Here is a 13,918-nt window from a genome sequence, read left to right as displayed (position 1 = left end):
TCAGGCGGTCCGGAACAAGCGCGTCATCACGAATTCACGATGCCCGAGCGCCTCCGCAGCCGTAAGGCGACCGGCGCAGGTTCGTATCATCGTGCCGAGAATTGCCTCGCCTGCCTGATCCAGGGTGATGCTACGCTGGAGTATGCCCGAGACATCGACGTCGATGTGGGAAGCCATTGTCCTGGCAGTGAGCGGATTGGCCGTTATCTTGATCACGGGGAGGATCGGGTTTCCGACCACGTTCCCCTGTCCCGTCGAGAAAAGATGGACCGTCGCACCGGCCGCGGCGCAGGCCGTCAGCATCTCCGCCCCGGCACCCGATGAATCCATGAACCAAAGGCCCGGCCCGGCTGGAGCTTCCGCCGTATCCACGACGCCGACGATGCGGGCTTTTCGCCCGATTTTCGTGAGCGCACCCATCGCCTTTTCTTCGATGGTCGTTATGCCGCCCCTGATGTTGCCTGCTGTCGGGTTGGATTCGATCAAATCATTCGATTTGTAGCGGATGATCTCCCGATCATAGGCCGCGTGTGCCTCGAGGAACCTCTCTCTTACATCGGCATTGACGCACCGCGCGGCGACGATCGTCTCGCCGCCGGTGAGCTCCGCCGTCTCCCCGAAAATGAGCGTGGCCTTCAGCTCGTCGAGCCGATCGAAAACCCAGCCAACGGCCGGGTTGGAGCCGAGGCCGGTCGTCGTATCGGACTCACCGCATTTGGCTGAAACGACCAGCTCCGACAGCGAGCATTCCGTCCGCTCGTACTCGGAGGCATCCTGGACGAACTGCTGCGCACACTTCGACGCCAACGCCACCACGTCCAGATCGCCGAGACCGGAGATGGAGAACCCTGCGACGGGCTTTCCGCTGGCAGCGATCCCCTTGACCACGCGTTCCGTCCATTGTGGCTCGATGCCGATGACAACCGTAGCCGCGACGTTTGGATTTCGGCCGGTACCAATCAAGGTTCGAAACAAGAGATCCAGATCAGCCCCGAACTGGAGGCGCCCGTAGGCGTGCGGCAGCGCCAGCGTTCCTGCTACGCTGGCTGCCACCCCTTCAGCCGCCCTGTTTGAGATATCGTCGACCGGCAGCACGATCACGTGGTTGCGTATTCCCACGCGGCCATCCGGACGTCTGTATCCGCGAAAGGTCGACAGCTCCGACATCGAGGACGCCCCTTTTTGTTTTTGCTTTTGGAGCCGCTCGCCAGGAGGTGCTCCCCTATCAACTCAGCTCCCCGAGAGGGCGTGCGCGTTCGGGAAGAAGAGATCTTTCCACGTGGCGGGAACGACCTTCATGGTGCCCGTTCTGTGCTTGAAGTTCACGAATGCCATCAGGTTGTGCGGCGTCATCGTGAACTCGATCTGCGGATCGTTGAGCATCGCCAGAATGTTCTCGACCGTTTCCTTGTCCTTGGACATGCGCAGATAGAGCTTGGCCGCCTCGGTCTTGTTCTTGTTGATCCAGTCCGTGGCTTCCTCGAGAGCCTTCACACTGGCGGCGTACAGCTTCGGGTTCTCTTTCACGAATTTGCTGCCGGCCCACACGATGGTTGCCGTTTGAGGACCCCATACGTCGTACGAGTTCAGCACAGTGCGAACGCCGGGCATTCGCAGCTGCTGATACTGGTAGGGGGGTGTCGTAAAGTGGGCGGTGATCTCGCTGGAGCCCGAGGAGAGCGCTTGCATCGCATCCGGGTGCCCAAGGCTGACGGTCAGCGAGTCGAACTTGTCGAAGCTCTTGTCGCCGAACATTTTCGCTGCAGCGGCCTGCAGCGTGACCGCTTGCGGAGAAATCCTGACCGCCGGCAGCGCGATCCTATCCTTGTCCGTGAAGTCCGCGATCGACTTGACGTTCGGATTACGGGTGTTGAGGAGCATCGGCATCTTCACGAGACTGCCGACCGCCTTGACGTCGAGTATGCCCTTGGTCCGCGACCACATGGTCACGAAGGCGCCGATGCCTCCTCCGACAAAATCAACGGCGCCGGACAACAGCGCGTCGTTTACGGCCGCTCCGCCTGTGAACGTATTCCAAGACACGCTCTTTAGTGGGATCCCGGCAGCCTTCGCCTGCTTCTCGACGAGCTGGTGATCCTCCATGACCATGAGCTGGAGGTAGGCGATGCCATATTGCTTCGCGAAGCGAACCTCCGTCGCCTCGGCGCGGCTTTCCGCCGGCGCTAATGCTACGCCCAGAGCAAGTGTGACACCGAGCAATGAGATGGACTTCTTCATCTTAACAGCCTCCCCGGCCTGATTGTCGCCCTGCTCGAAAAGGCACGGGCTTTGCTTGGTTGCGGACATGTTGTCCAGAGTTGCAGCCGTCTGCTAGATGTGATGCATGGAATCTGAATTGCGATTTCGTGACATCAGGAATCATGTTGGATCTCAAGCAACTCGCGGTATTTGTGCGCGTCGCGGAAAGCGGCAGCCTCACCAAGGCTGCCATCGTCTTGGACTTGGCCCGTTCCGGCGTCAGTCGACAGCTTCAGGACCTCGAAGGTGAAATCGGGCACAAGCTGTTCCATCGAACCGGGCGCGGCATGTTGCTGAGCGATAACGGAAAGAAACTCCTGCCTCGTGCGAAGCAGCTTCTCTCCGATGCTCAGCAGCTCGAGGACGAGGCGAGATCAACCGTCGGTACGCCTACTGGGACCGTGGTCATCGGGCTTCCGGCATCGGTTGCGGAGCTTCTCGCCGGCCCGCTTTTCGAGCGCGTGCAGGCACGGTTTGCGCAGGTTCGTATTCGCCTTGTCGAAGGCTTGAGTGGCCAGATCGAAGAGCTATTGGCCGACGGGCGCGCCGACATCGGCCTTTTCTTTGCCAAGAAGCCGAACACCAGGAGGGGCGACGCGCCGCTGTGCGTCAACGATCTGTACTTGATCGGGCCTCCAGGAGACCGGCCGACATCTCAGAAGAGCGTGAGGCTGTCGGCAATGAACGGTTTGCCGCTCATTCTCCCTGGCCTTCCTCACGCGCTGCGCGCGCTGGTGGAGGACGCCTATGCGCGCGGCGGCATCAAACTGCTGGTGCCGCTGGAGGTGGATTCCATGTCCACCATGAAAGCGGTCGCAGCATCAGGCGGGGGATACACCATCGCGTCGTTCGATATGGTGTCTCATGATGTCATCACCGGGCGATTGCAGGCGGCACGCATTGTCTCCCCGGCGCTGGAGCGCCTTCTTGTCATGTCCGCGACGTTTCACAAGCCACTGACGGTCCCGACGCGCTTGCTGATGGCCGAGATACGGACGCTTGTACTGGAGCTCGTCACTTCAGGCAGATGGAAGGCTCGCCTCCCGAAGGCGATCGGCACGCGCCAAATTAGGTCCCGGTAGCTGGGCACCGACGGGCGCATCGATGTGTCGCCTAAGACCTCGTCAGGATCGGCGCCGCACATATCAGACGTGGTTGGCGGCGCTACTCGATCGCGCGCCCCCTCTGAACAGCGCGGCCCCTATTCCGGCAGCCCCGCCTTCCGCAAGCCATCCGCGAAGGTCGCGAGGTCCTCCGGCCGGCAGATCGGGAGCCAATCCGCGAGATTGGAGACGCGCAGCGCGGGGTCGAGCTCGCGCAAATGCTTCATCGCGCGCTGCGCCTCGTCGGGCCGGCCCGCGAGCGCATGGCTCGCCGCGATGACACTGACGACCATCAGGAAGCTCGGCAACTCCCGGAAGGCTTTCTCCGCCCACGACGACGCGGCGTCGAAGCGCCCCGCGAACAGATGCGCCGCCGCCAGTCCGGCCTGCATGCGATACTGCTCGGGGTCGAGTGGGCTCAACCTCATGGCGTGTGCGAAGTGCTCGATGGCGGCGTCCGGCTCGCCGTTCCAGGTTCGCAGGAATCCGGCGAGGAACCAGGCTGACGCGAGATTGGGATTGAGCACGAGCGCCCTGTCGAGCAAGGCGATGCCGCCGGCGACGTCATCGGTGAGGTGGGCGAGCGCATGCCCGCCGCGGGTGAGCGCGACCGCATCGTCCCGGCCGAGGTCGACAGCCCGACGCGCCAAGCGGGCGCCCTCGGCGATCTCGCCTGGGCGATCGGTCATCCAGCCGTTGACCTTGCGCCAGAAATAGCACCAAGCCGCCATCGCATAGGCCGACGCGAAATTCGGGTCGCGCATGAGCGCGTGGTTGAACTGGCCGAGCGCGGTGTCGATCGACGCCCTGGATCCCAGATGGAGGTGCGCCATGCCGCGCAGATAATAGTCGTAGGCGTCGAGGCTTTCGGTTGGCTTGCGCTTCGCGCGCTCGATCTCGGCACGCTCAAGCTGCGGCGCAATCGCGCCGACGACGGCCTCGGTAACCTGATCCTGCAATTCGAAAATATCGTCGAGCGCGCTTTCAAAGTGTTCGGCCCACAGATGCGCGCCGGTGGTCGCGTCGATGAGCTGCCCGGTGATGCGCACCCTGTGCGCCGCTTTGCGCACGCTGCCTTCCAGCACATAGCGCACGCCGAGCTCGCGGCCGACCTGTTTCACGTCGACCGCGCGGCCCTTGTAGGTGAAGCTCGAATTGCGCGCGATCACGAACAGCCAGCGATTGCGCGACAGGGCCGTGATGATGTCCTCCACCACGCCGTCGGTGAAGTACTCCTGCTCGATGTCGTCGCTCAGGTTCAGGAACGGGAGCGCGGCAATGGAGGGACTGTCGGGCAGGGTCAGCGCCGGCGCAGGCGGCGCTTCCGATTTCGCGGGTTCTGCGCGCGGGGAGGCGCCAGCCGACGCTTCCTTGATTTCGCCGACAAAACGAAATCCCTTGCGCGTGATGGTCCGAACCAAACGCTGCTCTTCGCCGCTGTCGCCGATTGCCTTGCGAACAGCGTTGATATGGCTGGTCAAGGTCGATTCAGCGACGATGCGGCCACTCCAGACCGCCTCCAGCAAGTCGTCCTTGCTGACGACGTGCTCGCGGTTCTGGATGAGGTAGAGCAGCAGGTCGAAGACCTTCGGCCCGATGGCAACGGCCTCGGCATGCCGGGTCAGTTCCCGTCGATCAGGGTCGAGCGAATAGTCTTCGAACAAATACTGCACTTTCGCGCTCCGTCGCCGGGGAGCATGAAACCGTCAGTCCAGCCAAGCCATTGATAGCACAGCGATCATTGCGTGACACGTAGGTCCCGATTGCGGCCGCTTGGACTGAAAACCAAGACAGATCCAAGCTCCTGACAAGGCCACTACAAAGTCTTTCAACCCGGCCGCTGGCAGAAACGTTCCCATCGAAACACCCACCAGGGGACGTTGACCATGAAGCGACTTCTCATCGTCGGCGCCGGATTTGCAGGAATGTATGCAGCCATATCCGCCGCCCGCCTCCGCCACCTGCAGGGCGTATCGCCCAAGGACCTCGAAATCTCGCTGATCTCACCCGAGCCCTTCCTCGTGATCCGGCCGCGGCTGTACGAACCCAAACCGGAGACGATGAAGGCGCCGCTCTCGGAGCTCTTCCGCGAGATCGATGTCCGCTACGTGCAAGGGTCGGTCGAGACGATCGACAGCGCGTCCGGCTTGGCGACCTTCGTCGGGCCCGAGGGCAAGCTCGAGACACTGGCCTACGACCGATTGGTCCTGGCTACCGGCAGCACCGGTTTCCGCCCCCGCATTCCTGGCCTTGCGCAGCACGCATTTGGCGTCGACCTGATGGATGAAGCCATCAAGCTCGATCACCACCTCCACGCGCTGGCGAAGCAGCCGCCTTCACAAGCCCGCAACACCGTGGTCGTGGCCGGAGGCGGCTTCACTGGAATCGAAACCGCGACCGAGATGCCCCGGCGGCTGCGTACCATCCTCGGAAAAGACGCCGATATCCGAGTCGTGCTCGTCGAGCGTGGCGAGCTGATTGCACCTCAGACCGGCGACAACCCGCGTCCGGTCATTGCGAATGCGATTCGCGACAGCGGCGTGGAAACAATCCTCGGCGTGGGTGTCACGGCACTGGATGAGGCCGGTGTGACGCTTTCCAATGGACAGCGCATCGAGAGTGCGACCGTGATCTGGACGGCAGGAATGCGCGCGTCGCCGCTGACTGCGCAGATTTCAACATCGCGCGACAATCTGGGCCGCCTGATCGTCGACCCCGACCTGCGCGTGCCTGGCGTCAGGAATGTGTTTGCGACCGGCGACACTGCCAAGGTCGCTGCTGACGATCTGGGCAACGTTGCCCCGATGACCTGTCAGTTCGCCATCCGGCTTGGGGCCTTTGCCGGCCACAACGCGGCCGCCGATCTGCTGGGCCTGCCGACCGAGCCCTATGATCAGAAGACCTACGTGGTGTGCCTCGATCTCGGGTCTTCGGGCGCGATTTTCGCGCGGGGATGGAAACCGCAACTGGAGCAGATCGGAGAGTTGGCGAAGGCGACCAAGCGGGAAATCAACACCGTCTGGATTTATCCGCCGCGTCCTGAGCTGGACAAGTTGTTCGCCTCTGCGCCGGCGCAGGTGATGGATCTCTCGGATTTCTCGGTGCCGATCAACGCCGCAGCCGCGTAAAGCGGCGCGCGTGCGACAAGCCGCGAATTGCGACACAAACGAAAGGAACACAGACAATGGACGCGATCACAACAAAGGGCGGTTTTAAACCGGCGCGCGACGAGCTGGTTCCGTCGCGCTACGCGTTGAAGGTCGGCGAGATTGACGTCATGGTGGTCAGCGATGGGGTGCTATCGCTCCCAACCAGGATGTTGGCACACGACACCGACCCGTCCGTCCGGGCAGCCTGGCTGCGCGACATGGGCCTGCCGGCGGAGATGCTTGACTGGCCGCTGAACGCGGTCGTGGTGCGTAGCGGCGGCCGGACCATACTGATTGACGCCGGGATAGGGTCGGACCCAGGCTTGGACTTGCCGCGGGCCGGGCAGCTGGTCCGGCGACTGGAGGCCGCCGGCATCGATCTTCGCTCCGTGACCGACGTGGTGCTGACCCACATGCACATGGATCACGTTGGCGGGCTGCTCCTCGACGGCGTGAAGGAGCGGCTTCGTCCGGACCTGCGGGTCCACGTGGCGGCCGCCGAAGTCAAGTTCTGGGCGTCGCCCGATTTCTCCCACGTCTTCATGCCGCAAGGGTTCCCCGACGCGCTTCGGTCGGCCGCCAAGCGGTTCTTGAACGAATACCAAAGTCAGATACGTCCGTTCGACGACAAATACGAGGTGGCGCCGGGGGTGCTCGTCACGCGCACAGGCGGCCACACCCCCGGGCACAGCGTGGTCCGCCTGGCGTCCGGCGGCGACCGCTTGATGTTCGCCGGCGACGCCGTGTTCGCGGTCGGGTTCGAGCACTCCGACTGGCACAACGGCTTCGAACACGACCCTGAGGAGGCGGCCCGCGTCCGGGTCAGTCTCTTGCGGGAACTGGCGGCCAGTGGCGAGCCGCTGACGGCCACGCACCTGTCGTTCCCGTCCATTGGCCGGGTAGCGGCCGCCGGCGACGTCTTCCGCTGGATACCGGCCTGGTGGGACTACTGACCGCTTGTCGGGTTTCGGTGCCCGCTGACGCCGGACCGCACAAAGCGCGGCTCGCACGCAGGAGCCAACACAAGGAAAGGAACGAGGCAATGAGCGTCATCACAACGAAGGACGGCACCAGCATCTTTTACAAGGACTGGGGCCCGAAGACCGCTCAGCCGATCGTCTTTCACCACGGCTGGCCGCTGAGCGCCGACGACTGGGACAACCAGATGCTCTACTTCGTCGGCAAGGGCTACCGCGTCATCGCCCATGATCGGCGAGGCCATGGCCGCTCGGCGCAGGTGAGCGATGGTCACGACATGGATCACTATGCCGCCGATGTTGCTGCCGTGGTCGAGCATCTCGATCTGAGAAGTGCAGTCCACATTGGTCATTCCACCGGCGGCGGCGAAGCGGTGCACTACGTCGCGCAGCACGGCCAGCGCCTGGGTCGTGTCGCGAAGCTCGTGCTCATTGGCGCCGTGCCTCCGATCATGGTGAAGACGCCGGCCAATCCGGGAGGTCTGCCGATCGAGGTGTTCGATGGCTTGCGCAAAGAACTCGCCGCTAACCGGGCACAGTTCTATCTCGATTTCGCAGGCGGCCCGTTCTACAGCTTCAATCGTTCTGGCGCGAAGCCGATGCCGGGCGTCATCCAGAATTGGTGGCGGCAGGCCATGATGGGCAGTGCCAAGGCGCACTACGAGGGCATCAAGGCCTTCTCGGAAACCGACTTCACCGAAGATCTGAAGGTCATCAACGTTCCGACGCTCGTCATGCATGGCGACGATGACCAGATCGTGCCGATCGCCGCTTCGGCATTGCTTTCGGCCAAGCTTGTGAAGAAGGCAACGCTCAAGGTTTACGAGGGTTTCCCGCACGGCATGTGCACCACCCACGCCGATACGGTGAACCCAGATTTGCTTGCCTTCGTCGAGACGTCGGGCAAAGCCGCAGTCGCTTAGAGCACGGCTTGCCGGCACCATGCACCGTTTGCTGTTGAACTCGGCCGTCGGGAGAATCAGCACTTGGCAGTTCTTGCAGGAGACCTTCTCGGTGAGCGCCATCGCGCTTCGCGCCGCCGGCTCCGATGAGCAACACGCCCTACAGGCTTTGCAGAGGCGTCTTTCAGCTTGTGCGAGCGCTGTCGGGTCGGCGTGCGACAAGGCCAATGCCGGCGAAGGCCAGCGCCAGTCCCCATAGGTTCAGACCAAACCATCCGTAACCACCAACTCCGTGGGCGGCGAGCAGGGCAAGACCAGCGGCCGTCACCAGCGCGCCGAGTACGTGGCGCCAGGCAAGCGCCGGTGGGCCTTCGGGCACGCCGGGGCGTTCAAAGCGCCCGAACGCGGCGACAAGAGGAACTAGCGCAAGGGTGTTGGCTATGATCCAGGGGATCCGCGCCCACCACCACTGGGCACTCCCTGGGTCCAGCCGCAGACCGAAGCCATTTGTCAGATAAGCTGCGAGAACCACGAGTGTGGTGGCCGTCAAATGCCAGATGAACAGCGTCATGATGCTGCTGTTGATTGCCACGGTGGCGGTCCATGCGCCGCGTCCAGCCAGCCAGCGGCGGGCGGGCGCCTGTACAGCGAGCAATAACCCGCCCTGCAGTATCGCGAGCGGTATCAGCGTGACCTTGGGCGGTGTCGTGTTGCTGACGGGATCGCCGGGGACGCCGATCATGGCGACGGGGTACGGCCCGAAGTGGACGAGCAAGACGAGCGCAGCGAAGCCCAAAGCACCGCAGAAAAGCATCACCGAGCGGTCGGAGAACCGCTCGTCGAGCCACGCAAAGCCGAGGAGGGAGATCGCGCCCCAGACGAACAGATAGTTGGCAAAGCCGAGCCAGCGCAGGTCGAAGGCAAAGTACATGACGTCGCCGACGATTGCGGCAGCCGTCAGGGCCCAGAACGATCCCATCCCAAAGCGGGCCCAGGCGACCTCCATGAGCGGCACGAGCAGAACGATCACGACGTACACCGCGAGGAACCAGATTGGAATGAAGGCCACGCGCGAGCCATAGCTGATCAGCTCCGGCCGCACGCCGCGGGCGTACTCGACGCCGACGATCATCACCCAGACGACGAGTAGCGGGAGGAGGGGCCAGAGAATGCGGCGCAATCGGCCTTCAAGCCAGGCGGCATACGATTTGCCGTCCCGCCGCGTGGCGCGCCAACTGATGCCGTTTGCGTACCCGCCGACCATGAAGAAGATCGGCATCACCTGGAGGATCCATGTGAGCCAGGCGGTCCAGGGAGCGAGCGTCAAGATGTGAGCGGTGACGAGCGTCCCGCGCGCGTCGATGTGGGGCGCGGCAGCGAGCCAATGCCCGACGATCACGACCAACATCGACATCGCCCGCAGGAAATCGACATAGCGGTTGCGGGAGGCGGGTGTGCGGTCAGCGAGCTCGGCAGCGCGGGACCAGGCGGCCATGACTATTCACCGGCGTGTCGCTCAGACCGCGTGACCCTGCGGCACACGTCCCCGATCACCTCGTCGTTGCCACAAGCGGGCATGCGGGCTCGACTTTCATTCCGAGGATCGCGTTGCCGAAACAGACGCAGCATCGGCAGGGTTCCAGTCCATCCTCTGTAGCGGGGCAATGAGGCCTGACGAACTGTGATCGTACGCCGCTAGGCGGAAAGCAGAACGAGCGCTTGTGTAAGCCTTAGACGTCACGAGCTCGCTCGGCACCTCATAGGAAACCTGAAAGCATGTCTTGTCGAGCCGGGATCGGCGGAACGAATTCCGGCTGCAGGAGCGTCCGTGAGATCGACGCGAAGCAGCCTCCGATCGCTTTCGCCGGCATCGCTTGCCGCGACGTTGCGCCTGAAGCCACGGCCTTAGTTGGGCTCGTCCTCGATCCCGCCGCTCGCAGTGCTTGCTGGTTGGGAGAGCGGGCCCAGGTCATCATGCGCGCCGCGGCCGAGGAGATGCGCTGCCGAACGCCAGGCATGATGCGCCATCTGGTGGAGCCGCCGAACGGTCTCGATCTGCTCGAGGGCATCCGCGGCCGTCCGCTTTCCCGACGCGACAGAGGCGAGGGTCGCGGCGCGATGGTCACGCTGCAGAGCGTCGAGTGCTCTCGCTGCGCCCTCCACCTCGGCGAGCGCCGCTGCGACTTCGGACGAAACGCTCCAACTGATGGGGGCGGCCCGCGCGCTGAGGGCGGATTCCGAAATGATCGAGCCGCCAACCACCTGTGTTGCGCGCATGGCCTTATTGCACAGCTCGGCGGCGCGAAGGTCATGGGGCGCTCCGGCCGGCCGTCCCGGCAGCCCGCCGGGTGCCAGAACTTCCACGAGACGCGAGGCGTGATCGAGCGCGTGCAGTGTGCTTGCCATGCGGAGCCGCTCGGCGTCCGTCTCGGGAGGCTCCTTCAATTCGGACAGGAAATCCCGCACCTTCTCCAGTACGGCAGCGGCTCTCGTCGTGTTTTGCGCCACCGCGCCGGTCCCGCTTGAAAGGGCCGCGGAGACCGAGGCGGCAGTTGACGTGAGGACGTCCGCGACGACGCGCCGAGCGGTTTCGACCGCGATTACCGGACTGGCGAGCGCGCTGGGATCGAGCGCGCGCTGAAGTGCGGTCTGCTCGGAAGGCAGGAGCCGCTCCACGACGCGGGTGAACCACTGCGTCGCCGGAAGGAGCACTGCGACACCCACGACGTTGTACGCCGTGTGGTAGGCAGCAAGGAGCGTCGTTCCGTCGACCGACGAGGTGAGCGCCTTCATCAGCGCTGCCGTGAACGGAAAGGCGATGATGGCGATGAGCGCCGCGATGACCTTGAACAGCACATAGGCGAGGGCGAGGCGCTTGGCCGTCGCGCTGGCCCCGATGGCCGCCAGCGCGGAGCTCGTCGCCGTCCCGATATTCTGCCCGATGATCAGCGCCGCGCCCTGCTCCAGGCTCACCGCTCCGGCGTAGAAAGCCGAAATGGTGACGGCGATGGCGGCCGTCGAGGACTGCATGACCGCGGTCATCGCCAGGCCGACAGCGATCAAGGTCATGAGGCCGACCGACCCTGCGAGCCAGCCGACCCCCGGCGCGCCGAGGACCGCAGGCAGGTCGGACGGATGCAAGCTCTCGGCGAGCCCGCCCATGCCCTGCTGGAGGGTCGTCAGCCCATAGAGGACCAACGCAAAACCTGCGAGCGCGCCACCCGCGGCCGCGATCCGACCGCCCGCCAGCAGCTTGGCCAGCGCGCCAATGAAGATCATCGGCAGCGCATAAGTGGAAAGCGAGACGCGCACGCCGATCAGCGCCACCAGCCAGCCCGTGCCGGTGGTTCCCACATTGGCGCCGAACACGAGGCCGAGCCCCTGCGCAAAGGTGAGCAGGCCGGCGCTGACGAGGCCGATCGTCGTCATCGTCACCGCGCTCGACGATTGCACGAGCAGCGTGACGATCGCGCCCCAGAAGGCACCCGAGAGCGGCGTGTCCGCCGCCTTGCCGAGGACGGTGCGCAGAGCAGATCCAGCCATCGCCTTCAGGCCGTCGGTCATGACGGTCATGCCGAGCAGGAACAATCCGACGCCCCCGAGAATGGCAATCGCTGTCGACATGCACGTCTCGCCCCGTCTACGCTTAGGCCTCGAGTTCGTTGGAGTCGTACCGCCAGCCGACCCGATCCGATAGCCTCCTCACAAAATTCGACGCTCGTCTGAATTTTCCCTAACTAGAAATTCCCGATTTCCTCGCGCTTCGCGCTCAGTCGTGGAACGGCCGGGGAGCGTGGATTTGAAGCCATTGGAGCAGGCTGGGGCACGTTAATTTAGAAGGAGGCGGAGGTTTCGTCGGGCGAAACTTTGAGCGCGTCCTCTTTTCCGCTCCTCAATCGAGAGCTGACTTTATCAACCGCACCCCGGTGTGTTGTCTTCCGACGAGCGGGATGTCCACTTCTGCGATCGACCATCGATCTAAGTCGCTAGCCTGACGGGCGATGGTTCGAACTCTCGTCGAATCCTGAAGCGACGGACCGAGTTCTATCCCTCCAGCTATCGCATCTATTCATGTTCCCGATCAGGAACATTATGCTGTGCGCTCGTGCACAGCGTGACCCGCCTCGGCGATGCGTCGGCTCTGAGAGCGCGCGCTCGTCGTCGGCGGGTCACGTCCGTTTGATCAGAAGCTATAGGGGATCAGCGAAAGTCGAGCCTCACCTACTTGGCATTGCAGGGAGGCGCCAGCGCCTTCACGTCTCTGATCAGCTCAGGCATCGTCTGCTCGGCGGTCTTCGCGCCGCTGATCAGCCCCTCCGTGTGGCTCTTGATGACCTCGATCATCTTCAGGGAGTTCGGCCCCGGATACGACGCCCACTCGGTCAGCCGCGGCAACTGCATGAGCGCCGTCACCTGGTTGGGATAGGTCTTGTAGAAGTCACCGAGCAGCTCTGGCGTCGTGGCCGCTGCCTGGTTGACTGGCATATAGCCCGTACCCTTGGCCATGATGGCCTGACCGACACCGCCGGTGGCGAATTTCAAGTATTCCCACGCCGCCTGCTGGCGCGCCTTGTCGGTGGTCAGCATCATGGCCATGGCACCGCCGCCGGGCAACTGGGCCTTCTCCGCGCTGATGGGGAAGGGCAGCGTCTTGAGCTTGAACTTATCGCCGATCATCCTCTCGGCCGTCGCCGCGAAGCCGGACGACGACACCCAGATGCCGACCGTCCCGGCGACGAAAGCCATGCGGCCCGGCACCTGTCCGAGATTGCGCATGCCGGCTTTGGGGAAGGACTCGAGGATCTTCAGCGCCGCCATCCCGTGCGCGTCGCCGAAGGCGAAGTCGCAGCGGTTGTCGGCGAGCATCCGGCCGCCGTTGCTGGTGACCAGGCCCTGGAACAGCCAGTTTCCGGTCTGCTCCCAATCGAAGTAGAATCCGGCCGTGGGCTGGCCGACCTTCGCGTCGACGGCCTTGCCGGCCGCCAGGATGTTCGGCCATGTGGTGAGAGAGGCGACGTCGACGCCTGCCTTCGCCATCAGGTCGGTATTGACGTAGACGATGGGCATCGACACCGCGAAGGGCATGCCGTACTGCGCGCCGTTGCGCTGTCCGAGCGCGGCGAGTGCGGGATGATAGCCGAGCTTCTCCATGCCGCCGTCGGCGTTGGCATGGGCATCGACCGCCACGGGCAGCTTCTGATCCGTGAACAGGCCGAGCTGGTTGATGCCATTGAACGCCACGTCGGGAAGCGTGCGGGTAATCTTGTCGCGCATCAACTGCTGGGCAAGCTCCTCGTAGCTCGCCGGCGGAGTGCGGAACTCGATCTTGATGTCGGGGCGCTGCTCCATGAACTTGGCAGCAATGGCTTCCTGCACGGCCTTGTAGACCGCCGCGTTGGAATAGGCGACCTGGAGCTTGGTCTCTGCGTGCGCCGCGCTCGTGGCGAGACCCGACGCGACCATGATCGCGGCGATCGTGCCGGCCATGAATCTGTTTTGGGCAGTCAGCATGTTTTCCCTTCCTGAGG

At 63.8% G+C, this 13,918-nt stretch carries 10 protein-coding genes; 4 read left to right on the top strand and 6 right to left on the bottom strand.

Going from position 1 to position 13,918, the window contains the following annotated elements:
* Together CS1BSM3_RS25225 and CS1BSM3_RS25220 are read right to left on the bottom strand one after the other, a co-directional pair.
* Complete coding sequence (locus CS1BSM3_RS25225; protein ID WP_072392542.1) at positions 1-1,167, bottom strand: UxaA family hydrolase; 1,167 nt, start codon at positions 1,165-1,167, stop codon at positions 1-3.
* Positions 1,168-1,230: 63 nt separating this feature from the next.
* Positions 1,231-2,238, bottom strand: coding sequence for an ABC transporter substrate-binding protein (locus CS1BSM3_RS25220; RefSeq protein ID WP_072392539.1), 1,008 nt, complete (start codon positions 2,236-2,238; stop codon positions 1,231-1,233).
* Between the two features lie 143 nt (positions 2,239-2,381).
* On the opposite strand from CS1BSM3_RS25220, the gene CS1BSM3_RS25215 reads away from it, so the two are divergent.
* A complete protein-coding gene (locus CS1BSM3_RS25215; protein WP_072392536.1) occupies positions 2,382-3,341 on the top strand; it encodes a LysR substrate-binding domain-containing protein in 960 nt (319 codons plus the stop codon).
* A gap of 119 nt (positions 3,342-3,460) precedes the next feature.
* On the opposite strand, the gene CS1BSM3_RS25210 is transcribed toward CS1BSM3_RS25215, so the two are convergent.
* Positions 3,461-5,035, bottom strand: a complete 1,575-nt coding sequence (locus tag CS1BSM3_RS25210; RefSeq protein ID WP_072392533.1) for a winged helix-turn-helix domain-containing tetratricopeptide repeat protein — start codon at positions 5,033-5,035, stop codon at positions 3,461-3,463.
* Positions 5,036-5,248: 213 nt separating this feature from the next.
* Here CS1BSM3_RS25210 and CS1BSM3_RS25205 point away from each other — a divergent pair, with 213 nt between their 5' ends.
* The 3 genes from CS1BSM3_RS25205 to CS1BSM3_RS25195 all read left to right on the top strand — a co-directional run bounded on the left by CS1BSM3_RS25205 (position 5,249) and on the right by CS1BSM3_RS25195 (position 8,411).
* Complete coding sequence (locus CS1BSM3_RS25205) at positions 5,249-6,490, top strand: NAD(P)/FAD-dependent oxidoreductase (protein WP_072392530.1); 1,242 nt, start codon at positions 5,249-5,251, stop codon at positions 6,488-6,490.
* 56 nt (positions 6,491-6,546) lie between these two features.
* Positions 6,547-7,464, top strand: a complete 918-nt coding sequence (locus CS1BSM3_RS25200) for an MBL fold metallo-hydrolase (protein ID WP_072392527.1) — start codon at positions 6,547-6,549, stop codon at positions 7,462-7,464.
* 89 nt (positions 7,465-7,553) lie between these two features.
* Positions 7,554-8,411, top strand: a complete 858-nt coding sequence (locus CS1BSM3_RS25195; protein WP_072392524.1) for an alpha/beta fold hydrolase — start codon at positions 7,554-7,556, stop codon at positions 8,409-8,411.
* Between the two features lie 163 nt (positions 8,412-8,574).
* Here the strand turns inward: CS1BSM3_RS25195 and CS1BSM3_RS25190 are convergent, their stop codons facing one another.
* The 3 genes from CS1BSM3_RS25190 to CS1BSM3_RS25180 all read right to left on the bottom strand — a co-directional run bounded on the left by CS1BSM3_RS25190 (position 8,575) and on the right by CS1BSM3_RS25180 (position 13,901).
* Positions 8,575-9,885, bottom strand: a complete 1,311-nt coding sequence (locus CS1BSM3_RS25190; RefSeq protein ID WP_072392521.1) for an acyltransferase family protein — start codon at positions 9,883-9,885, stop codon at positions 8,575-8,577.
* Positions 9,886-10,295: 410 nt separating this feature from the next.
* Entirely contained in the window at positions 10,296-12,014 is a 1,719-nt protein-coding gene (locus CS1BSM3_RS25185) for a Na/Pi cotransporter family protein (protein ID WP_072392518.1), read from the bottom strand.
* A 597-nt stretch (positions 12,015-12,611) separates the two neighbouring features.
* Positions 12,612-13,901: an extracellular solute-binding protein gene (locus CS1BSM3_RS25180; protein WP_083528894.1), complete on the bottom strand. Its 1,290-nt coding sequence runs from the start codon at positions 13,899-13,901 to the stop codon at positions 12,612-12,614.
* Positions 13,902-13,918: the final 17 nt, after the last annotated feature.

It is taken from the genome of Hyphomicrobium sp. CS1BSMeth3 (genome assembly GCF_900117415.1).
Taxonomy (GTDB): Bacteria; Pseudomonadota; Alphaproteobacteria; order Rhizobiales; family Hyphomicrobiaceae.
Note: the sequence above shows the minus strand (reverse complement) of the source record. Positions and strands in the feature narration are given on the sequence as shown.

Coding starts and splice junctions, on each gene's coding strand:
- CS1BSM3_RS25225 (WP_072392542.1), bottom strand. CDS start 1,167: ATGTCGGAGCTGTCGACCTTTCGCGGATACAGACGTCCGGATGGCCGC.
- CS1BSM3_RS25220 (WP_072392539.1), bottom strand. CDS start 2,238: ATGAAGAAGTCCATCTCATTGCTCGGTGTCACACTTGCTCTGGGCGTA.
- CS1BSM3_RS25215 (WP_072392536.1), top strand. CDS start 2,382: ATGTTGGATCTCAAGCAACTCGCGGTATTTGTGCGCGTCGCGGAAAGC.
- CS1BSM3_RS25205 (WP_072392530.1), top strand. CDS start 5,249: ATGAAGCGACTTCTCATCGTCGGCGCCGGATTTGCAGGAATGTATGCA.
- CS1BSM3_RS25200 (WP_072392527.1), top strand. CDS start 6,547: ATGGACGCGATCACAACAAAGGGCGGTTTTAAACCGGCGCGCGACGAG.
- CS1BSM3_RS25195 (WP_072392524.1), top strand. CDS start 7,554: ATGAGCGTCATCACAACGAAGGACGGCACCAGCATCTTTTACAAGGAC.
- CS1BSM3_RS25190 (WP_072392521.1), bottom strand. CDS start 9,885: ATGGCCGCCTGGTCCCGCGCTGCCGAGCTCGCTGACCGCACACCCGCC.
- CS1BSM3_RS25185 (WP_072392518.1), bottom strand. CDS start 12,014: ATGTCGACAGCGATTGCCATTCTCGGGGGCGTCGGATTGTTCCTGCTC.
- CS1BSM3_RS25180 (WP_083528894.1), bottom strand. CDS start 13,901: ATGCTGACTGCCCAAAACAGATTCATGGCCGGCACGATCGCCGCGATC.